21 protein-coding genes are annotated in these 20,194 nt (G+C 63.4%); 7 read left to right on the forward strand and 14 right to left on the reverse strand.

The window, feature by feature from the left end; genetic code table 11:
• Positions 1-41: 41 nt before the first annotated feature.
• From motB to fliD, 9 genes are all read right to left on the reverse strand, one after another.
• Complete coding sequence (gene motB / locus QO259_RS09170) at positions 42-1,184, reverse strand: flagellar motor protein MotB (protein WP_353057324.1); 1,143 nt, start codon at positions 1,182-1,184, stop codon at positions 42-44.
• Entirely contained in the window at positions 1,181-2,068 is an 888-nt protein-coding gene (motA, locus tag QO259_RS09175) for a flagellar motor stator protein MotA (protein WP_207035887.1), read from the reverse strand. Before motA ends, motB begins: the two co-directional genes overlap by 4 nt.
• Positions 2,069-2,252: 184 nt before the next feature.
• Positions 2,253-2,843, reverse strand: coding sequence for a flagellar transcriptional regulator FlhC (gene flhC, locus QO259_RS09180; protein ID WP_207035889.1), 591 nt, complete (start codon positions 2,841-2,843; stop codon positions 2,253-2,255).
• 3 nt (positions 2,844-2,846) lie between these two features.
• Positions 2,847-3,179 (reverse strand): flagellar transcriptional regulator FlhD, encoded by a 333-nt coding sequence (gene flhD, locus QO259_RS09185; RefSeq protein ID WP_035471716.1) that lies wholly within the window; start codon positions 3,177-3,179, stop codon positions 2,847-2,849.
• Positions 3,180-3,477: 298 nt separating this feature from the next.
• On the reverse strand, positions 3,478-3,765 hold the full coding sequence (locus tag QO259_RS09190; RefSeq protein WP_502949141.1) for an EscU/YscU/HrcU family type III secretion system export apparatus switch protein: 288 nt from the start codon (positions 3,763-3,765) through the stop codon (positions 3,478-3,480).
• Positions 3,762-5,042: a flagellar hook-length control protein FliK gene (fliK, locus tag QO259_RS20360; protein ID WP_502949142.1), complete on the reverse strand. Its 1,281-nt coding sequence runs from the start codon at positions 5,040-5,042 to the stop codon at positions 3,762-3,764. The genes QO259_RS09190 and fliK overlap by 4 nt, the downstream gene beginning before the upstream one ends.
• Positions 5,039-5,419, reverse strand: a complete 381-nt coding sequence (locus QO259_RS09200) for a flagellar protein FliT (RefSeq protein ID WP_285952579.1) — start codon at positions 5,417-5,419, stop codon at positions 5,039-5,041. Before QO259_RS09200 ends, fliK begins: the two co-directional genes overlap by 4 nt.
• A gap of 14 nt (positions 5,420-5,433) precedes the next feature.
• Positions 5,434-5,832, reverse strand: a complete 399-nt coding sequence (gene fliS, locus QO259_RS09205; protein WP_285952761.1) for a flagellar export chaperone FliS — start codon at positions 5,830-5,832, stop codon at positions 5,434-5,436.
• Positions 5,833-5,853: 21 nt separating this feature from the next.
• Entirely contained in the window at positions 5,854-7,182 is a 1,329-nt protein-coding gene (gene fliD, locus QO259_RS09210) for a flagellar filament capping protein FliD (RefSeq protein WP_285952580.1), read from the reverse strand.
• 281 nt (positions 7,183-7,463) lie between these two features.
• Here fliD and QO259_RS09215 point away from each other — a divergent pair, with 281 nt between their 5' ends.
• The 7 genes from QO259_RS09215 to QO259_RS09245 all read left to right on the forward strand — a co-directional run bounded on the left by QO259_RS09215 (position 7,464) and on the right by QO259_RS09245 (position 12,302).
• Entirely contained in the window at positions 7,464-7,964 is a 501-nt protein-coding gene (locus QO259_RS09215) for a hypothetical protein (RefSeq protein WP_207035901.1), read from the forward strand.
• 146 nt (positions 7,965-8,110) lie between these two features.
• Positions 8,111-8,734 (forward strand): CBS domain-containing protein, encoded by a 624-nt coding sequence (locus tag QO259_RS09220; protein ID WP_106420101.1) that lies wholly within the window; start codon positions 8,111-8,113, stop codon positions 8,732-8,734.
• Positions 8,718-9,791: an asparaginase gene (locus QO259_RS09225; RefSeq protein WP_285952581.1), complete on the forward strand. Its 1,074-nt coding sequence runs from the start codon at positions 8,718-8,720 to the stop codon at positions 9,789-9,791. Before QO259_RS09220 ends, QO259_RS09225 begins: the two co-directional genes overlap by 17 nt.
• Positions 9,788-10,477, forward strand: a complete 690-nt coding sequence (gene queC, locus QO259_RS09230) for a 7-cyano-7-deazaguanine synthase QueC (protein WP_285952582.1) — start codon at positions 9,788-9,790, stop codon at positions 10,475-10,477. Before QO259_RS09225 ends, queC begins: the two co-directional genes overlap by 4 nt.
• A gap of 27 nt (positions 10,478-10,504) precedes the next feature.
• A complete protein-coding gene (gene queE, locus QO259_RS09235) occupies positions 10,505-11,200 on the forward strand; it encodes a 7-carboxy-7-deazaguanine synthase (protein ID WP_285952583.1) in 696 nt (231 codons plus the stop codon).
• Positions 11,200-12,051 carry a 6-carboxytetrahydropterin synthase gene (locus QO259_RS09240; protein ID WP_285952584.1) on the forward strand — a complete coding sequence of 284 codons (852 nt, stop codon included), beginning with the start codon at positions 11,200-11,202 and terminating at the stop codon, positions 12,049-12,051. The genes queE and QO259_RS09240 overlap by 1 nt, the downstream gene beginning before the upstream one ends.
• A complete protein-coding gene (locus tag QO259_RS09245; protein ID WP_285952585.1) occupies positions 12,048-12,302 on the forward strand; it encodes a YkgJ family cysteine cluster protein in 255 nt (84 codons plus the stop codon). Before QO259_RS09240 ends, QO259_RS09245 begins: the two co-directional genes overlap by 4 nt.
• A 194-nt stretch (positions 12,303-12,496) precedes the next feature.
• Here QO259_RS09245 and QO259_RS09250 read toward each other — a convergent pair whose 3' ends face one another.
• The 5 genes from QO259_RS09250 to clpX form a co-directional block, all read right to left on the reverse strand.
• Complete coding sequence (locus QO259_RS09250) at positions 12,497-13,519, reverse strand: NADP-dependent oxidoreductase (RefSeq protein WP_285952586.1); 1,023 nt, start codon at positions 13,517-13,519, stop codon at positions 12,497-12,499.
• 128 nt (positions 13,520-13,647) lie between these two features.
• On the reverse strand, positions 13,648-15,477 hold the full coding sequence (locus tag QO259_RS09255; protein WP_285952587.1) for a SurA N-terminal domain-containing protein: 1,830 nt from the start codon (positions 15,475-15,477) through the stop codon (positions 13,648-13,650).
• A 261-nt stretch (positions 15,478-15,738) separates the two neighbouring features.
• A complete protein-coding gene (gene hupB, locus QO259_RS09260) occupies positions 15,739-16,011 on the reverse strand; it encodes a nucleoid-associated protein HU-beta (protein ID WP_035471690.1) in 273 nt (90 codons plus the stop codon).
• Positions 16,012-16,189: 178 nt separating this feature from the next.
• Entirely contained in the window at positions 16,190-18,592 is a 2,403-nt protein-coding gene (gene lon / locus QO259_RS09265) for an endopeptidase La (RefSeq protein WP_207035916.1), read from the reverse strand.
• A 261-nt stretch (positions 18,593-18,853) separates the two neighbouring features.
• Positions 18,854-20,146 carry an ATP-dependent Clp protease ATP-binding subunit ClpX gene (gene clpX / locus QO259_RS09270; RefSeq protein ID WP_207035918.1) on the reverse strand — a complete coding sequence of 431 codons (1,293 nt, stop codon included), beginning with the start codon at positions 20,144-20,146 and terminating at the stop codon, positions 18,854-18,856.
• Positions 20,147-20,194 lie beyond the last annotated feature (48 nt).

Genomic DNA, 20,194 nt, shown 5'->3' on the forward strand with positions numbered 1-20,194 from the left:
AGCGAGTCCAACATCGGGACCCGCGGGCCCTCTCGACGCCCTCACCAGGATGTCTCGGGCCAGGCCCGATAGCCGCTCACGCACAGAAACCAAGGCCGCCTATCTGGACTGGGCGCCACCTGCCGGCGTGGCGGTAGCAGCCGGTGCGGCGGGCGTCTGCCCCCCGGCGTGGCGGCCTGGCCAACTGACGGTGTTGGCACCGCAGGTGCCGCATCGCTACCCGGCACGCCGGTGGTAGCCGGCACTGCGGGAGTCGCGTCATTACCCGGCACGGCGATTGCCGGCGTCGGAATCTCGCCGCCACCGTCAGACTGTCCCTGCCCATCGAGCGGGTTGGGCAACGCCGACTCGTCGCGCTGCTCGATCGCCCGTGAGGCACGGTTATCGAGTACGACGATGCTGATGCGACGGTTGACGGCGTCAGTCGGGTCGGTGCCCGGCAGGGTGACGCGCGAGCCCATGCCGGCAACGCGCAGCAACTTGTCGGGCGACAGCCCGCCGGCGATCAGCTCGCGTCGCGAGGCGTTGGCGCGGTCGGCGGAGAGCTCCCAGTTGCTGTAGCCTTTTTCGCCCCCGGCATAGGGCAGCGCATCGGTATGTCCGCTGATACTGATCAGGTTGGGCATCTCGTTGAGCACAGGCGCGATCTTGTGCAGGATCTTGACCATGTAGGGCTCCAGCCGATCGCTGCCGAGCTCGAACATCGGCCGCTGATCGCTATCGACGATCTGCACGCGCAGTCCTTCAGGGGAGAAGTCCATACGCAGCTGCGACTGCAGCTGACGCAACTGGGGGTCATTACGAATCACACTGCTCAGGCGATCACGCAGGGCACGTAGCATGCGCTGCTCGTCGCTGGGGCGGGTCTGCTGACGCACGTCGATCCGACGCACCTCTCCCTTACTGGCAGTGGGGTCGGCGCCGCCACCGGGGATGGCACTGCTACTGGCGGTATTCTTGTCGCCCCCCGTCAGCGCCACCGCCAGCGGGGTGCGGAAGTACTCGGCAATACTCTCGAGTTCGTTCTCACTGACGGTCGAGAGGATCCATAGCACCAGGAATAGCGCCATCAGCGCGGTCATGAAGTCGGCGTAAGCGATCTTCCAGGAGCCACCATGATGACCCGCCTTCTGTACACGCTTGCGCTTGACGATGATCGGGCGCCGCTCACCCCCTGCACTCATGAGTTGTCCGTCCCTGTGCCTCTCAGAGTCTGGCCGCTGGAGCGCACGTGCTCTTCCAGTTCACTGAACGACGGCCTCACCGCCGTAAACAGCGCCTTGCGCCCGAATTCCACCGCCAGCTGAGGCGCAAGACCGTTGAGGCTGGCCATCAGCGTCACCCGGATGCACTGCAGCATCTTGGTCGCTTCACTCACTTGGAGATTGAGATGGTGAGCCACCGGGGTAACGAAACCGTAGGCCATCAGAATGCCGGCAAAGGTACCCACCAGTGCCTGGGCGATCATCTGCCCCATCATTGCCGCCCCCTGATCTGCAGCACCCAGGGCGTGCACCACACCCATGACCGCGGCCACGATGCCGAACGCGGGTAGGCCATCGCCGACCGCGGATAGCGAATGCGCCGGCACCTCGGCCTCGTGCTGGAAAGTCTCGATCTCGTGCTCCATCAGCGCGTCGATCTCGAACGGGTCCATGTTGCCGCTGACCATCAGCCGCAGATAGTCGGTCAGAAATGCCATGATCATGGGGTCGGAGAGAATCTTGGGATAGTCGGCGAAGATCGCGCTCTCCTGGGGCGAGTCGATATCGCGCTCGATCGCCAGCATGCCGTCGCGACGCGCCTTGGTCAGCAGGCGGTACTGGAGCGCCATCAGCTCCATGTACATCATCTTGTTGTAGCGCTTGGTGCGCTTGAGCTTGGAAAACGATTTCAGCGTCGCCTTGATCGCCTTGCCGTTGTTGGCACAGATGAAGGCACCGACCGCGGCGCCCCCGATCATCACGAACTCCCAGGGCTGTATCAGCGCTCCCAGGTGGCCGCCGATCGCCGCATAACCTCCGAAGACGCTACCGATGACGACGATGTAACCGATTAAAATCAACACGAGGCATGCTCCTGGGGATGATACATGGCGAATCTGACCTTTCTATCGGCAGATGCCAGGCCCCACTTGAGGGCGACCGGTACAGAAAGCCGACAACCCTTGCGTATTCCTACCTATGACCGACCCCAACCATCAAACGCAAAACGGGCCCTCGAAAGGGCCCGTCGGGATCGCAGCACGCGTTTCAGCGTGAGGCGGCACGCCGCAGCGGCGGCAGTTGTTCAGTGTCGCCCCCAGACTCCTCGCCGACACTACGCTTGGCCTTGCGCGTCTTGCCGGCCCGGGAAGGCGGCTGGCAAATGCCACAGATATAGTCGCGTGTCGGGCTGTGGGCGTGAGCGACGAAATCCCCACCGCATCCCTGGCAGCGTGAGAGCTGCAATAGATCGCTCTCGAAGAAGCGCACCAGGGTCCAGGCGCGGGTCAGTCCGAGCGTGGGCTCCGCCTGATCCAACTGGACCTGCTCCAGGTAGAGCCGGTAAGCCTTGACGAAGGCGCTCATGCGCTCGCAGCCGAGCTCATCGTTGAGACGACGATAAATGTTGTAGAACAACGAAGAATGGATATTGGGCAGCCAAGTGACGAACCAATCCGCCGAGAACGGCAGCATGCCCTTCGGCGGCGACATACCCTTGACTTCCTTGTACAGCTTGATGAGCCGGCCACGGCTCAGCGCGGTCTCGGTCTCGAGTACCTGCAGACGAGCCCCCAGCTCGATCAGCTCGATAGCCAGCTGAACCTGCAGCATCTCCCCCACCAGGCTCTTGTCACTCATGACTCAACCCTCCTGGGATGACGGCAGCGCAATACGATTGGCCCCCGCCATCAGCAGCGCGGCGTGAGTCTGGCTGAGCCCCTGAGCGCGCGGATTGTTGAGCAACAGATCGAGCTGACGCGCGTCGGAGAAGCGCAGATGACAAAGCAGCTGATTGGTGCGCGACAGTTGGGTCAGCTGCTTGATCGAAAGGCCCGCGATGGCGTCTGCCATCTCGGCATCGAGATTCAAGCGAAACATGGCCGTTTCGCGGTCTTCATTGAGCAGCCGCTGAACCAGCAGCAGATAGGACAGATTGAGGTCCTGTATGTCTTCGAGGTAGCCATTCTTGTGCATTTCTGGGATCCCTGCGTATGGGTTTTTGTCGGCGCCCGTGCTGCCGGACGCTCCGCCTGCTCGTAAGCCATTCATGCTTACATCAGATCTTTGTGATGGATATAGTGTGCAACTTTTGGATGAAAAAAATCAACCTTTGTTACTAAATTTTTCTTAGAGTAACGTTTTTTGTGGTGCAAGCACCCTTCTTCATGCTGGAAGTGACTGATTGTTCTAGATGTTTAGAAGAGGTTAGCGCTCTCACGTTACAAAATGATGAGCCGCCAATCGGGTACCAAGCCCGCGAATACACCTAGATCTAACGGACTTCCGCCGCCAGCGCGGCGTCATCGACCTGGGCAATCCACACCAAGAGCTCTGCGACCACCTGGTAGAGCGACTCCGGGATGCGCTCGTCGAGGTCGACCTGCATCAGCAGGGCAACCAGCTCGGGCGCATCGTGCACGAAGATGCCTGAAGCGCTGGCCGAGGCGATGATGCGTTCGGCCACGTCGCCATACCCCTTGGCGACCACCCTCGGCGCATCGTGACGCTCGCCAGAGTAGGCCAGGGCTACGGCACGTTTACGCGCATCGCTGTCGCTCATGCCCGCTTCTCCTCGGCCATGTCGAGATCGACGCGCAGCTGCCTTGCGTTGAGCTGCTCGCGTAGCGCCGGCAACGCCTCGACGATGCGCTGCTGCGCCTGCGCATCGCCCGCGGCAATCACGATGCGCCAGTGATCTGCGGCAACGCTCTCCAGCTCGACCTCGATCTCGCCCAACCGCGGCAGCGTCAGACGGATCTCGCCACGCCATTGACGCTGAGACTGTTCACGTTCGCCGGAGCCCTCCGATTGCTCATGCGATTCATGGTAGGGCATCTCCGTGAGCATGAAGAACATCGGCATGCCCGGCAGCAGTTGCCCTTCCCAGCGCAGTGTCGGCGACGCCATCAGCTCGAGCTGATGACGCACCAACGACTGTAGATGCTCGGGCGGCTGCTGCGACAACTGATGCAGATGCCTCGGCAACACAGAGTCGTCACCCGCGGCGACTTGTGTGCCGCCGCCCAGCGGCGACGAAGCCGTAACGCCGGCAGCCGGCCGCGCTGCGACCTGAGTGCCATCTGCCCGGTACGCCCCAATCCCACCACTGGGCGAAGTACCGGCCGGAGAAGCACTTGCTGGAGTCGTGCTCACACCACCGCGCGCTGCCGCGGAGGCCATTGAAGAGGGGCCACCTGCGTGTCCATCACCGCGAGGAGCAGACCCGGAAGACGACGCCCCCGGGCGCTCCAGCAGCAGGGAGCGCCATGCCGCCAGCAGTGGCGAAAAGGCAGCCTGGGGCTGCGGCGTGGGACGAAAACTGAGCCCCATCCAAGCCTGAGGCTCTTGCCAGAGCTTGGCCATCGGGTAACTACCCTGCAGCCAGCGCGAGAGATGGGACTCATAGAAGACCCCGCTCCCGCTGATACTGTTGGCCAGAGTACTGGCTACTGACTCCACACTTGGGTTACGCGCCGACAACAGCGCAGAGGCAGCAGTGATGGTCGAGCTTTGTGCCACCGGGTGGCGTGCCAGCAGTTGAGATATCTCCACCGCGGCGCGGCTCAATGAGGTTTGCGCCGAGGCCAGCGGCGCCGCTCTTTCCGATGTGAGTGGCGCCTGACGGCCCGTGGCCGAGCGCGCCAGGTCACCCTCGGGCGCGATCAGCCTCGGCTGACTCTGGCCATGCAGGCGCGAGTCGCTGCGGGCAGGTTGTATCGCATCGGAAGAGGCCTTGGGCGAGACCGGCGCCGGCTGATCCCGGAGCACGGGAATATCCACCCGCTTGCCCAGCACCTGGTGCAGCAGGGTGTCCAGAATCGGGGTAATACCGCTCACATGCTGCCGTCGGGCGCGTTGAAGCGAAGGCGCGTGGATACACTGCCACGCCCGCCTTGATAAGCCTGCCCCAGCGCTTGCTGGCGTCGCGAGTTACCGATCATCTGCGACAACTCCTCACGGCGGGCGTCGAGCAGACGCCGCGTTTCGGCGTCCTGGGTCAGGATCTGCTCGAGCAATTGAAGCTGATCCTGGCGCTCACTCTCGCTCAGAGAGCCCGAGGCGCCAATCACGCGCACCCGATCCAGCTCCACCGCATAGCGGGCCTCCTGCTGGATCAACGCTTCCCAATCCTGAGACCGGGCATAGCCCAACATGACGCTGGAGACTTCCAACAGCTCGCGGTAACGCACCACCACGGACTCATGCTCCGCCATTCGACCTCCTACGCTCACGAGGTAGCTCCGGCAGCGCGCAGTTCGCGCCAGCCCGAACCGAGATCATCGAGGATAGCCGCAGCCTGAACCAACGGCGCAGCGTCGTCCCGCAGGTTCGCCTGCAGCAGTAGACGCGATACGTAATCGTAAAGACGCGCCAGATTGGTCGCGATCTCGCCGCCCTTCTCATGGTCAAGGGCTGCGGACAGGCCGTTGTTGACGATGTCGATCGCCTTGGAGATCGCCGCGCCCTTGGCCGCACGATTACCATCCTGCAGGTGCAACTGGGCACTGCTGATGGCCGCCTGGGCACCATCGAACAACATCACGATGAGCTGATGCGGATCGGCAGACATCACCGCCGACTCCACTCCTACTCTCGCGTAGGCACCTGCGCCCCGTCGATTGGTCATCATCATGCTAGGCACCTATCACTACTGGGTTTGTGCACTGAGCGCGCTGAACTGTTGGGTCAGGTAGCTGCTCATGGAGTTCATCTGCGATACCAGAGAATCAAGCTGGCTGAACTGCTTGCGATAGCGATCGATGGTGCTGGAGATCGAATCCTGCATGCGCGAATAGCGGTCGCTGAGACTCTCCAGCGTCGAGTCGATACCATCGGTCGCCGCCTCCAGCGAGCCGCCGCTGTCGAGAATCGTCCCCATGGTCTTGTCGAAGCTGGCGGCGAAGCCGCTCTCACCGTCGGCCCCGGCAAAGAACTGGCTGACGCCATCGGTGTTATCAGTCAGCGCCTGGTCGAGCTTGTCGCTATCGATCTTGAGCGTGCCGTCGAGCTGGCGTTCGATGCCCAGATTGGACAGCAGGCTATAGCTGCCTCCGTCATCGTTCGGCGTACTCAGGGCACCACGCAGCCGCGACTCGATCGTGCGCATGGTGGAGTCGCCCAGCAGCAGGCCTGCCGTATCGGTATCCGCGTTGTAAGCGGTGAGCGTATCGGCGGTCTTCTGCACCGCGTTGTAAGCATCGACGAACGCCTTCACCGACGCGTTCATCGCCTCGGTATCCTTGGACACTGTCAGCGTCGCCGGACTGTCAGTGGTAGCGTCGAGCTTGAGCGTCACCCCCTGAACGGCCTCCTCGACGGTATTCGTCTGACTCTCGATGTCGATGCCGTTGACCGTGAGCTTGGCGTTCTGCGCATCCACCTTGGTCTCGAAGCTGAAATCATCGTCGCTGGAAAAGGAGATGCTCGAATCAGTGCCGGTCTCGTCGGAGGTCATCACCAGGCGATAGCCGTTACCATCATTGATGATGGAAGCACGCGCACCGGCATCCTTGGCATTGATGGCATCACGGATATCGCTGAGCGAATCGCCGTCGGCGTAGTCGACATCGACCTGGTCGCCACTGCCGACGGTGAAGCTCAGGGTGCCGCTAAGGCCAAGATTGTCGGACTTGCTATCGAAGCCCTTCGTGGCAGAGGACTGCGCCTGGGCCAGCTGCGACACCTCGATCTTGTAGCGCCCAGCCTCTGCCCCCTCACTGGTGGAAACGCTCACTGCACTACCGGTGACCTCGCTGCCGACGGCGGTGAAGGTGGCAGGATCGCCGAGCTTGCTGGCGGCGTCGCGCAGCGCACTGAGCGAGCTTTCCAGCTTGCCGAAAGCCGACAGCTTGGTCTTGTAGCTGCTCTGCTGCGCAGCGATCGGTTCGAGCCGCTTGTTTTCGGCCTTCTCGAGATCGCTCAGCAGCCCGTTCAGATCCAGGCCGGAGCCGATACCCAGGGACGCTATGCTAGCCATGATGCCTCTCTCGTTCTGGATGCCATTTCTACCACGCCGGGCTCGCTTACAGCGGCTGAACAGGCGCGATTCGGGTCGTCTTATCACATGATCGGCCGACGACACACAAAACTTTAGCATTTACTGCAACGTCTTCATGTCACCACGAGGTCTCGCCGGCAGGAGACGATACCGTCACGAGCGAAAGGCGCGGTGGCGCCTTTGCGTAACGCGCGGGTGGCCAGAGGATGGCCGAATAGGCGATCATAGGCGGCTGACGATTCGTCATTAATGGAGAAGACATGGACGCGAACTCCCTCTACGCCGACTACCGCCTGTGGCAGCGCTTCCAGCGCCAGGATCAGCTGTCGCGCGAGCATCAGGCAGCTGTGCGCAAGCTGGCAGAGACCGGAGCCATGGCGTCTCGTGTCACCGAGGCTTACCGCAGCATGGCGGACCGCGGCGCCAAGGAGGGCGCAAGCTATCGCACCCTGTTCCAGCGCCAGCGTGAGAATGGCGACAATCTGGCCTGCGAGGGCTGGCTTTTCGTGCGCCGAGTACTCACAGAAGGCGGCACCACACGTATCCGCGCCACCCTGTTCGAGGGGTTCACGCTCGAGCAAGGGACGCTGACGCCCTCCCCAGATACGGGCGTCAAGATCACGCTGGACATCTATGACGAACTGCTGATGCAGAACAGCCTCAAGCTCGGCTGTCGTACCGATCGCCACGACGACGCACGCGATACGCGCTTCATCACCTTCCTGGATAGCGTACGTGGCGACCTACAGCAGCGCGGCTGATATCACGCCGCTCCCTTATCGACCGATCTGCCGCCGTGTGAGCGACGTCACCGCGGCAGGCCGGCAGCGCTCTTCCTTTATTAAGATACATCTCGATTCAGACACTTAGATACTTCTCGATTCAAACACTTGCCGGGAGATTTTCGATGGACAAGACACCCCACCCCTCCAAGGTCCACTTCACCGCGCTACCGCTGGCTAGCCTCGATGGTGTCAGTGGTATCGTACAGCCCGAAGCGCCAACGCACAGCGTCACGCTGGAGAGCCCGGCAGTGCTGCTGGTTACCGACTTCAGTATCAGCCGACCGCACACGCTGCCGACTTCGAGCTCCGTCGATCAGGCGCTGGAGACCATGAAGCAAGCCGGTGTGCGGCTGCTGATGCTGATCAATCCCGAAGGCCGTTTCACCGGCGTGGTCAATGCGCGCGAGCTGATCGGCGGCCGTCGCGTCACGCTGGCCATGCAGCAGCATCAGATCGGCCGCGACGAGGTAACGGCGGAAATGATCCAGACACCGCGCAGCGAGCTGCACGCTCTCTCCTACAGCCGGGTCTCCCACGCCAGTGTCGGTGACCTGGTCGAGACGCTGAAATCCTCCGGCGATCAGCACGTTCTGGTCACCGAACCGGACGGCCAGGGCGGTGAGCGCATTCGCGGCATGATCTCCGCCTCCGATATCAGTCGGGCGCTGAGTGTCGATCTCAACCATCCGCCGGAAGCGCGCACCTTCGCCTCGATCTGCAAGGTGATCCGTGGTTACGACCTCTGACACAGCGTCGCGGCCGCTGCTCGTCATCTACGCAGGCGGCACCATCGGCATGCAGGCGTCTAGCCGCGGGCTGGTCCCCGCCGGCGACATGGCGGCACGGCTGGAGGCGGCGCTGGCGACGCTGCCGCCGCTGCGGCGGCGTGCGCTGCCAGCCTACGCGCTATGGGAATCGCCCGAGCCGATCGACTCCAGCAGCGCGACCTTTGCCGACTGGTCGGCGCTCGCTGCGCTGATCGCGGCGCAGTACGAAGACTATGCCGGTTTCGTCATCCTCCACGGCACCGACACCCTCGCCTGGTGCGCCTCGGCGCTGGCCTTTCACTTGCAAGGGCTGACCAAACCGGTGGTGGTGACAGGCTCGCAGCGCCCGCTGGGCCAGCCCGACAGCGATGCGCTGGACAATCTCGAAGCGTCACTGGCTTTCGCCGCCGCTCCGGGATGGCGCGAAGTCGGCCTGTGCTTTCATGACCGGCTGCTGCGCGGCTGCCGTGCGCGCAAGTGGTATACGCGTGACGACACCGGCTTCGAAAGCCCCAACTGGCCGCTGCTTGGAGAGCTGGTGGATGGTATCGCTGCCCTCTATCCCGCGCGCGCCTGGCGCGACGAAGGCGCGCCACGCTTCGAACTATCGGCACGGGACCCGGCGCCCCAGGTGGTTCGCGTGACGCTGTGGCCCGGTATCGATGCCACACTGGTCGAACGTTGGCTCGAGGCACCTCAAGTAGACGGTGCGGTACTGGAGTGCTGGGGTAGCGGCAACCTGCCTGACGACCCCGCGCTGATCGGCGTGCTCGCGCGCGCCGTCGCCGAGGGCAAGCCGCTGGTCGCCCTCAGCCAGTGCCCGGTCGGCGGCGCCGCTCCCGGCACCTACGCCAGCGGCCAGATTCTCAACGACATCGGCGTCATGTCGGGTGATGACATGACCGTCGAGGCCGCCTGCAGCAAACTGACGCACCTGCTCGCCCAGGGCCTGCCCCAGGAAGAGCTCAGACGCCGCTTCCTCACCCCGCTGGCCGGCGAGCGCGGCGCATTCACGCCACAGGTTGATAACGCATGACGCCTCCTTCGACGCCCGCCTCGGCCGAACCCGCCGTGGTGATCTACTCCGGCGGCATGGACTCGTTCACCGTGCTGCATCGCGCGCTGCGCGAAGGCTACGCGGTCCACGCGCTGTCGTTCGACTATGGCCAGCGCCACGCCCGTGAGCTGGAAGTCGCACGCCATGTCTGCCAATCGCTCGACGTACCCCACCGCGTGGTCGACATCCGCGCCATCCACCAGCTGATCGGCAACTCGGCGCTGACCGACACCAGCCGTGAGCTGCCCAAGGGTGATTACGGCGAGGAGAACCTCACCGCCACGGTGGTGCCCAACCGCAACATGATCCTGCTCTCGCTGGCGATCGGGCACGCCGTCAACATCGGTGCTAGCAAGTGCTTCTACGGTGCCCATGGTGGCGATCACGTGCTCTATCCGGACTGCCGTCCGGCATTCGTCGAGCGCATGAATGATGTCGCCGCGATTGCCAACTTCGAAGCGGTCGAGATCGTCGCCCCCTATCTGCACGCCGACAAGACGCGCATCCTCGCCGACGGACTCGCCATGGGCCTTGACTATGCCGACACCTGGACCTGCTATCTGGGCCAGGCTCAGGCCTGCGGCGAGTGCGGTAGCTGCCGCGAACGTCTGGGCGCGTTCGAGAGCCTAGGGATGACGGACCCGCTGCCCTACGCCACCTCCTGACCATCGCCAGATCGAGACACCCGCCTCATGTATAGCGTCAAGGAAGCCTTCTATACGCTCCAGGGCGAAGGCGCCCAATCGGGACGCGCCAGCGTTTTCTGCCGTTTCACCGGCTGCAATCTGTGGTCCGGGCGCGAGACCGATCGCGCCCGCGCCCAGTGCACGTTCTGCGATACCGACTTCATCGGCACCGACGGCCAGAACGGCGGCCGCTTCGCCGATGCCGAGGCGCTGGCCACCCACCTCGCGGCACTCTGGCAAGGCGGCCCTGCGGATAGCCGTCCGGACAGCTCTTCGAACAGCTCCTCGAATAGCCCCGGAGCACGCCGCTACGTCGTGTTCACCGGCGGCGAACCGCTGCTGCAGCTCGACCCGGCGCTGCTCGAGGCGATGCACGCGCACGGCTTCGAGATCGCCGTGGAGACCAACGGCACCCTGCCAGTACCGCCTGGCGTCGACTGGATCTGCGTCAGCCCCAAGGGCGACAATGCGTTGGTCCAGATCCGCGGCGACGAGCTCAAACTGGTCCACCCCCAGCCGGGCGTCGACCCCGAGCGCTTCAGCGGACTCGACTTCACTCACTTCTTCCTGCAGCCGATCGACCCTGAACCCGGGCGCATCGCGACAGACCGCGCTCCCATGGCCAGCGTGGTCGACTACTGCCTGCGCCACCCCCAGTGGCGCCTGTCGCTGCAGACGCACAAAATCGCTGGAATCGATTGATGACCCTGTTCGTGAACAACCTGACCAATATCGACGCCTCGATCTGGTCACCGCAGCTCGGCCTGATGGGGGCGAGCTGGCACGTCGACGTCGAACTCGATGGCGAGCTCGGCGAGGATGGCATGCTGTTCGACTTCGGCGAGGTCAAGCCGTGGATCAAGTCGCGTCTGGACGCCGGCCTCGACCATACCCTGCTGGTGCCCGCCCAGGCTACCGGCGTCAAGGTCGAGGAGTGCCTGGAAGGGCTGCATGTGAGTGCCGAACTCCCGTACTCGTTCGAAGTGCGCGCACCGCGCCAAGCCTTCACCATACTGCCCTGGGGCGAGATCAACGCCGAACGTCTCGGCGCCTATCTCAGCCAGGAACTGAGCAAGCGCCCGCCGCCGCGGGTGGAAGCGATCCGCGTACGCCTGCGCGAGGAGCTTCCCGACGGCGCCATCTATACCTACAGCCATGGCCTGAAGCACCACGCCGGGAATTGCCAGCGCATCGCCCACGGCCACCGCTCGCATCTGCGCATCTGGCGTGACGGCCAGCGCGACCCGGAGCTCGAGGCTCACTGGTCGCGACAGCTCGACCACAGCTACCTGGTCGACGAAGAGGACGCGCTCAATCCACGCGAAAGCGGGCCGCTCAAGGTGCGCTATCGCAGTGCCCAGGGGCAGTTCCAGCTGCGCTTGCCGCGGGAGCGCTGTCATATCCTGCCCGCACCCACCACGGTGGAGCATATTGCCGCCTGGCTCGCCCGGCAGATCGCCCAGGCCAGCGGCGCGCATATCCGGGTGCAGGCATTCGAAGGTATCGATAAGGGCGCTCTGGCCCAGCACCGCGGCGAGCCGAGCCCGGCATGAGCGCCTGTCGTCCCGGCTGCGGCGCCTGCTGCATCGCCCCGTCGATCACCTCGCCCATCCCCGGTATGCCACAGGGCAAGCCGGCGGGAGTGCGCTGCGTCCAGCTCGATGACGACAATCTCTGCCGACTGTTTGGCGACCCCAGCCGTCCTGAGGTCTGCGCCCGCTTCGACTTCGACATCGAGCTGTGCGGTGACAGTCGCGAGCAGGCGCTGCAGCTGATCGCACGGTGGGAGCACGCCACGCAGTAGCCAGGTATGGCAGAGAGCCCGGCGCGCCGTATGGCGCCGGCGATCCGCACGGCGCCAGCAGTCGTAATACGTGCACGCACGCCGTGAGAGACCTTTGCCATGCAAAAGACCTTTGCCATGCAAAAGACCTCGGCCGCAGATAGCAGCCGAGGACTTTCACCGCATGGTGGTAACTGAAAGATAACGGTATAACTTCAGACGTCAGCGGCACTGGCGTCGAGTCGTACCAGCATCTTGCCCTCGTTGTCACCGGAGAAGAGCTTCAGAAACGCTTCCGGCGTCCGTTCGAGTCCCTCGACCACAGTCTCGCGATAGCGCATCTTGCCGGCGGCAACCTGCGGTGCCACCTCGGCCAGGAACGTCGGGTAGTGGGCCCAATGCTCGGCGACAATGAAGCCCTCCATGCGCGCCTTGCGGAACAGCAACCGGTTGAGATTGCGCGGCCCGTCGCCCGCCTGAGCGTCGTTGTAGCGGTCGATCAGCCCGCAAACCGCAATCCGCGCGTGGTCACGCAGATTGGCCAGCGCCGCGTCCAAGAGCGGCCCGCCGACGTTCTCGTAGTAGACGTCGATACCCTCCGGCGCCGCCTCGGCCAGTGCCTGGGTCAGCGCCTCGACATCCTTGCCGCGGTAGTTCACCGCCCGCGCGCCAAGCCCCTCGAGCCATTCGCACTTGGCATCGCTGCCGGCGACGCCGACCACCTGGCACCCTGCGGCGAGCGCCAGCTGCACCGCCAGCGAGCCCACCGCGCCGGAAGCCGCGCTGACCAGCACCCGCTCTCCCGGCTGCATCTGCGCAATCCGATTGAGCCCGGTCCAGGCGGTCATGCCGGGCATGCCGAGCACCCCGAGATAGGCCTGAGGCGGCACATCGTGCTCGGGCAGCGGTTCGACCTGATCGCCCGACAGCTGGGCCACATCGCGCCACCCCGCCATATGGCGCACGAGATCGCCCGTCGCATAGCGCGAATCCTTGGATGCCACGACCTCACCGACGGCCCCGCCGTCCATTGGCGCATCGAGGGCGTAGGGCTCGACGTAGGTGGTGACGCCACTCATGCGCCCGCGCATGTAGGGGTCGACCGACAGCCACAGATTGCGCACCCTCACCTCGCCTTCGGCCAGGGGCGCCAACGGCTGTTCACGCAGCGCGAACTGATCTTCACGCGGCAGGCCCTGGGGGATCTCGGTGAGTGCGATATAACGACTGGTAGCCATAAACGAAAAAGCCCTCCTGGCAGATAGATACATCGATCTAGCCTAGGAGGGCATACGCTTTCCGGCAAGCCATGCGCTTGCCGGAAAGCGAGCGTCGGGTGCGGGCACCCGGCGCTCGCAGACACAGCTCATTGCTTCTCGATCTTCGCCTCGCTCTGCAGTGACTCGCTCAAACCCTGAATGGCATTCTGCGCCTTGATGCGCTGGGCCAGACGCCGGGTGAAGTCGGCGCTCTGGGCATCGGGCTTGCCGGCCGCTACCTTGTCGAGTGCGACGACGGCGACGGCGTCGGGCAGCTCGACGCTGGTGTAGCTGGCCCCCTCGGCCGCCGGGCGCGGCAGGCCGAAGGCCGCTTCCAGTACCGGCTGGGGCACGCCGTCGGCGCCATCGCGAGTGACCGCCTCGACACGCTGCCAGTCGAGGCCGGACACCGTCTCGCCTTGCTTCAGGCTGGCCACCGCCTGCTCGGCCTGGGCCTTCAAGCGCTGGCGCGTCATCTCAGCCTTGACCGCTGCGGTGACTCTGTCGCGCACCTGGTCGAGCGGCAGCACGCTGGCATCGCGATGGTCGACCACCCGCAGTACCACGCGCTGCTGGGCGTCGGTCTCGATGGCCTCGCTGTTGTAGCCATCCTCGAGCACGTCCGGCGAGAACGCGGCGGCGATCACGTCGGGGTTGGAGAGCACGCCTTCACCGCCGCCATCGCGCGAGAACCAGTCACTGCTCTTGAGCGTCAGCCCCATCTGCTTGGCCACGCTGGCGAGATCGTCGGCTTCATAGGCATCATTGGTCAGTTTCTGGACCGCCTCGTTGAAGGCATCCTGCGACTGCGCCAACTGAACCTCCTTGACCAGCGCCGCCCGGTCCTGCTCGAAGCTGGGGATCTCGATGTCGGTCACCTTGATCAGGTGCAGACCGTAGTCCGACTTGACGATCTGAGAGACCTGCCCTTGATCCAGCGCGAAGGCAGCGTCGTCGAAGGCCTCACCGAAAAAGCCCTTTTGAATGACACCAATGTCACCGCCCTTGGCCGCGGAGGAGCTGTCATCCGAGTAGGTCTTGGCCAGCTTGGCGAAATCTTCGCCTTTGTCCAGCTTGGCCTTTACCTCCTCGAGCCGCGCGCGTGCCTGCTGCTCGGTGCGGTCGCCATCACCGTAGGTGACCAGGATGTGCGAAACCCGACGCGGCGCAGCCTTGCGATCCTGCTCGTAGGCCTGGCGCAGCTCGGCATCGGTCACCTCGACGTTGTGCGCCAAGTCCTGCTGATTGAGCACCAGATAGTTGACCTTGACCTGCTCCGGCCGCCGGAAATCGTCCTGGTGCGCTTGATAATACTGCTGGATCTCGGCGTCGCTCGGCGTCACCGGCTCGGCCAGAGCGTCAGGCGTCAGCCGCGCATAGCGGAAGCTACGCTGCTGCTGCTGCAGCGCGGCGAGACGCTGCTGCTCGCCGGGCAGCACGAAGGCCGACACCGCCAGGCCCTGCTGGATCTGGCGCCGCAGGGTGTCAGCGCGCAGCTCGCGACGAAACGCCGCCGGCGTATAGCCAGCCTGGGCCAAGCGAGTGGTGAACAGCTGGTCAGAGAAGCGACCCTGTTGATCCTGGAACTCGGGCAGCGACACGATGATCTGGTCGAGCTGGGTATCGGAGACGAACAGACCACCCGCCTCGGCGTACTGGTCCAGCGTCTTCTGACTAATCAGCTGGTCGAGCACCTGGGCACGATACTGGCGCTCCTGCTCCGGCGGCACCTGGCCCGAGCGAATGCCCCGCTGCACCTGGGTCTCCACCGCCTGGCGACTGATCGCCTCGCCGTTGACCTTGGCCACGTCGTTGCTGCCCGACTGGAAATAACTGACCAGTGACTCAGCGCCAAACAGCGCAAAGGTCACGATGATGGCCCCCACGATGACCTTCGCCACCCAGCCTTGGGAGCCTTCACGAATTTTCTGCAGCATGCTGTCCTCGCATGTCGGTAACCCTATCTTCGGGGCGAATCGTACACCGCCGCACACGACCAATGCATCCCTATCGCGCGAGCCTCAAGCCGCTATGGCAAGGGCAGCGTCCGTGGTCGTCGTACGCCGTCACGCCCTGAAAGGCGGTCATAAAAAAAGCGCATCGCTGAGGCGATGCGCTTACATGGTTACGGACCTGACCGTGCGTAACAGCCGCAGCTAAGTCACCCGCGGGAACAGGGCCCGTATCACGCGGCAAACTTAGTTGACAGCGTCCTTGAGCGCCTTGCCCGCCTTGAAGCTGGGCACCTTGGCAGCACTGATGTTGATCGGCTTGCCAGTCTGCGGGTTACGGCCGGTGCGTGCAGCACGCTCCTTGACCGAGAAAGTCCCGAACCCAACCAGTGCCACGGAGTCGCCGTTCTTCAGGCTGTCGGACACGGACTCGATCATGGCGTCGAGTGCACGCGTCGCAGCTGCCTTGGGAATGTCGGCAGACGCGGCAATGGCTTCGATCAGCTCGGATTTATTCACACTTCACCCCTTGACTGTGTACAAAATTGAGAGGAAATCGACGCGCAATCTCTAACTGCGATAGCGATCACAACAAGTGGGCATTTTATAGCAATGCTCCAATTATGCTGTCAATCAAGATCTTGAGAAAAACCGCGTCACGTCTGACTTCACGCCTCGAATTCTCGCCGGAATTCGATCAATGTGTGCTGACATTGGCCTGCGATGAAGCGGCATCGTCGGCACGCTTTTCATCGGCTTCCAGCGGGTTCGTCAAGGCCACGGCCAGCACTTCATCGATCCATTTCACGGGGCGGATATCCAAAGCGCTCTTGATGTTGTCAGGCACCTCTTTGAGGTCCCGACGATTCTCTTCGGGAATGAGCACGGTCTTTATACCACCGCGCCGTGCAGCCAGCAATTTCTCCTTCAGGCCACCGATCGGCATCACTTCGCCGCGCAAATTGACTTCGCCGGTCATGGCGACATCGCAGCGAACGGCGCGCCCGCTGTAAGCCGAGATCATCGCGGTGACCATGCCGATACCGGCACTGGGGCCATCCTTGGGGGTGGCGCCCTCAGGCACGTGGATATGCAGGTCTTCCTTCTCGAAGCGCTCTGGGTCGATACCTAGCTGCGGAGCCCGCGCGCGCACCACCGTATGGGCAGCGCTGACCGACTCTTTCATTACATCACCCAGCGAGCCGGTCTTGTTGAGACGGCCCTTGCCCGGGGTCACCACGGACTCGATATAGAGGAGTTCGCCGCCCACCGAGGTCCATGCCAGGCCGGTGACGCGCCCCACCTGATCGTCCTGGTCGGCCAGACCGTAGCTGTAGCGGCGCACGCCGGCGTAGCGATCAATATCTGCTGCTGCCAGAGTCTGACCCGCCTGGGCACCCTGGCCCTTCTCGGCCTCCAGGCGTTCGCGCAGCACCTTGCGGCACACCTTGGCGATCTGGCGCTCGAGTTCACGCACGCCCGCTTCACGAGTGTAGTAGCGAATCAGCTCGAGTACCGCCTCGTCACCGAAAGTCAGCTCCTGGTCCTTGAGCCCGTTGGCCTTGAGCTGCTTGGGAATCAGGTAGCGCTTGGCGATGGCCAGCTTCTCGTCTTCGGTGTAGCCCGGCAGCCGGATCACCTCCATGCGATCGAGCAGCGGCCCAGGGATATTCATCGAGTTGGCAGTGCAGATGAACATCACATCGGAGAGATCGTAGTCGAGCTCCAGATAGTGATCGTTGAACTTGTCGTTCTGCTCCGGATCGAGCACCTCGAGCAGCGCCGAGGCAGGGTCGCCACGGTGATCCATACCGATCTTGTCGACCTCATCGAGCAGGAACAGCGGATTGCGCACCCCGGCCTTGCTCATGCGCTGAATCAGCTTGCCCGGAAGCGACCCGATATAGGTACGCCGATGGCCGCGAATCTCGGATTCGTCACGCACGCCGCCCAAGGCCAGACGCACGTAGCGACGATTGGTCGCACGCGCAATCGACTGCCCCAACGACGTCTTGCCCACGCCCGGCGGACCGACCAGACACAGCACCGGGCCCTTGAGCTTCTTGACCCGCTTCTGCACGGCGAGATACTCGAGGATGCGCTCCTTGACCTCTTCGAGGCCATGATGATCCTCGTCGAGCACCTTGGCCGCCAACGGCAGATCATGCTTGACCCGGGTGCGCTTCTTCCACGGTACCGAGAGCACCCAGTCGAGATAGGAGCGCACCACCGTGGCCTCGGCAGAGGTCGGCGACATCATCTTGAGCTTGTTGAGCTCCTGAGTCGCCTTGTCCACGGCCTCCTGCGGCATGCCCGCTTCCTGGATGCGCTGCTCGTACTTCTCGGCCTCGTTAGGCACGTTCTCGAGCTCGCCCATCTCCTTCTGGATGGCCTTCATCTGCTCGTTGAGATAGTACTCGCGCTGGGACTTCTCCATCTGGTCCTTGACCCGCGACCGGATCCGCTTCTCGACCTGCAGCAGGTCGATTTCGGACTCGATCAGTGCCATCAGGTGCTCGATGCGATCGCGCACGCGATCCATCTCCAACAGCTCCTGCTTGTCATCGATCTTCAATGACAGATGTGCGCAGATGGTGTCGACGAGACGGCTGGGATCCTCGATCTCCTGCAGTGAGGAGAGCACCTCGCTGGGCACCTTCTTGGACAGCTTCACATACTGCTCGAACTGATTGAGCAGCACCCGAACCAGCGACTCCTGCTCGCGCTCGCTGAGCGGCTCGCTGTCGCGCGGCGTGGCATCGGCAGCGATATAGCCACCCTCTTCCTCGACCACGCGCTGCACGTCGACGCGGAAGGCGCCTTCGATCAGCACCTTCACCGTACCATCGGGCAGCTTCAGCAGCTGTTTGATATCGGCGACGGTACCGACGCCGAACAGGTCATCGGCACCCGGGTCGTCATGCGCCGCTTCACGCTGGGCGACCAGCAGGACGCGCTTGTCGCTCTCCATGGCCGTCTCGAGCGCACGGATCGACTTCTCGCGTCCGACGAACAGCGGGATGACCATCTGCGGATACACCACCACGTCGCGCAGCGGCAGCAGCGGAAGTTTGAGTGTCTGGTCTGAGCTCTGCGCCATTACAGCATTTCCTCGACAAACGTTCGGATGGGTGAGCCACCAGAGCGGCAATAGCGGGGTACGTGGGGGCGAGTCCGCCGGGTTCCAAGGGGGAAGCGACCTTGACCTGACACGATGATGTCATGCCCCCGACATCAAAGGGACACGTCAACGCCGCTGCACGGCCGAGGGCATCGCGGTCCCGGCAGGCAAGCGGTCCCGACATGCAAAAAGGGGCCCCTGAGGGCCCCTTCCCTGAGTCGAGACGTCAACGCGGAGGCGTCAGCCGTCCTTGTTGGCGACCCGGCTCTCTTCCTGCTTGGAGTAGATCAGCAGCGGCTCGCTATCACCCGAAATGACGGACCCATCGATTACCACCTTGGTCACACCTTCGAGAGACGGCACGTCGTACATCGTCTCCAGCAGCACCGATTCCAGAATCGAGCGCAGACCACGAGCACCGGTCTTGCGCTCCATCGCCTTGTGCGCCACGGCGCGCAGCGCGTCCTCACGGAAGTCGAGCTCGACGTTTTCCATCTCGAACAGGCGTGAGTACTGCTTGACCAGCGAGTTCTTGGGCTCGACGAGAATCTGGATCAGCGCCTCTTCAGTCAGCTCCGTGAGCGTAGCGATCACCGGAAGACGACCGACGAACTCGGGGATCAGGCCGAACTTGACCAGATCTTCGGGTTCGACATTGGCCAGCACGTCACCGACGCCCTTGTCGCTCTCTTTACTCTTGACCGTGGCGTTGAACCCGATGCCGCCCTTCTCGGCGCGATCGCGGATCACCTTGTCCAAACCGGCAAAGGCACCGCCGACGATGAACAGGATATTGCCGGTATCGACCTGCAGGAACTCCTGCTGCGGGTGCTTGCGCCCGCCCTGGGGAGGCACCGAGGCAGTGGTGCCCTCGATCAGCTTGAGCAGCGCCTGCTGGACCCCTTCACCCGAGACGTCACGGGTGATCGACGGGTTGTCCGATTTGCGCGAAATCTTGTCGATCTCGTCGATGTAGACGATGCCACGCTGCGCCTTCTCGACGTCGTAGTCGCACTTCTGAAGCAGCTTCTGGATGATGTTCTCGACATCCTCACCGACATAGCCTGCTTCGGTCAGCGTGGTCGCATCGGCGATGGTGAACGGCACGTTGAGCAGCCGCGCCAGCGTCTCCGCCAGCAGCGTCTTGCCGCTACCGGTCGGGCCGATCAGCAGGATATTCGACTTGCCCAGCTCGATGTCATCGTTCTTGCCACCACTCTTGCCGCCGCCACGCAGCCGCTTGTAGTGGTTGTAGACCGCCACCGACAGCACCATCTTGGCGCGATCCTGGCCGATGACGTAGTCATCCAGCGTGTTACGGATCTCACGGGGTACCGGCAGGCGATCCTCATCGCTCTCGGCGTCGGCTTCCAGCACCTCTTCGCGGATGATGTCGTTGCACAGATCGACACACTCGTCACAGATGTAGACGGACGGCCCTGCGATGAGCTTGCGCACCTCGTTCTGATTCTTGCCACAGAACGAGCAGTAGAGCAGCTTGCCGTTGTCGTCTTTGCCTTTACCGTCGGCCATTCGTGTACCTCGTCAGGACGGCGATGCCGAACATCGCCGTGTGAAACC

Source organism: Salinicola sp. JS01 (genome assembly GCF_030284585.1).
Classification (GTDB): domain Bacteria; phylum Pseudomonadota; class Gammaproteobacteria; order Pseudomonadales; family Halomonadaceae; genus Salinicola.

Coding starts and splice junctions, on each gene's coding strand:
- queE (WP_285952583.1), top strand. CDS start 10,505: ATGTATAGCGTCAAGGAAGCCTTCTATACGCTCCAGGGCGAAGGCGCC.
- motB (WP_353057324.1), bottom strand. CDS start 1,184: ATGAGTGCAGGGGGTGAGCGGCGCCCGATCATCGTCAAGCGCAAGCGT.
- flhD (WP_035471716.1), bottom strand. CDS start 3,179: ATGCACAAGAATGGCTACCTCGAAGACATACAGGACCTCAATCTGTCC.
- QO259_RS09255 (WP_285952587.1), bottom strand. CDS start 15,477: ATGCTGCAGAAAATTCGTGAAGGCTCCCAAGGCTGGGTGGCGAAGGTC.
- QO259_RS09250 (WP_285952586.1), bottom strand. CDS start 13,519: ATGGCTACCAGTCGTTATATCGCACTCACCGAGATCCCCCAGGGCCTG.
- QO259_RS09200 (WP_285952579.1), bottom strand. CDS start 5,419: ATGGCGGAGCATGAGTCCGTGGTGGTGCGTTACCGCGAGCTGTTGGAA.
- fliD (WP_285952580.1), bottom strand. CDS start 7,182: ATGGCTAGCATAGCGTCCCTGGGTATCGGCTCCGGCCTGGATCTGAAC.
- lon (WP_207035916.1), bottom strand. CDS start 18,592: ATGGCGCAGAGCTCAGACCAGACACTCAAACTTCCGCTGCTGCCGCTG.
- QO259_RS09215 (WP_207035901.1), top strand. CDS start 7,464: ATGGACGCGAACTCCCTCTACGCCGACTACCGCCTGTGGCAGCGCTTC.
- QO259_RS09190 (WP_502949141.1), bottom strand. CDS start 3,765: ATGAGCGACAGCGATGCGCGTAAACGTGCCGTAGCCCTGGCCTACTCT.
- fliS (WP_285952761.1), bottom strand. CDS start 5,832: ATGACCAATCGACGGGGCGCAGGTGCCTACGCGAGAGTAGGAGTGGAG.
- QO259_RS09245 (WP_285952585.1), top strand. CDS start 12,048: ATGAGCGCCTGTCGTCCCGGCTGCGGCGCCTGCTGCATCGCCCCGTCG.
- QO259_RS09240 (WP_285952584.1), top strand. CDS start 11,200: ATGACCCTGTTCGTGAACAACCTGACCAATATCGACGCCTCGATCTGG.
- QO259_RS09220 (WP_106420101.1), top strand. CDS start 8,111: ATGGACAAGACACCCCACCCCTCCAAGGTCCACTTCACCGCGCTACCG.
- queC (WP_285952582.1), top strand. CDS start 9,788: ATGACGCCTCCTTCGACGCCCGCCTCGGCCGAACCCGCCGTGGTGATC.
- clpX (WP_207035918.1), bottom strand. CDS start 20,146: ATGGCCGACGGTAAAGGCAAAGACGACAACGGCAAGCTGCTCTACTGC.
- flhC (WP_207035889.1), bottom strand. CDS start 2,843: ATGAGTGACAAGAGCCTGGTGGGGGAGATGCTGCAGGTTCAGCTGGCT.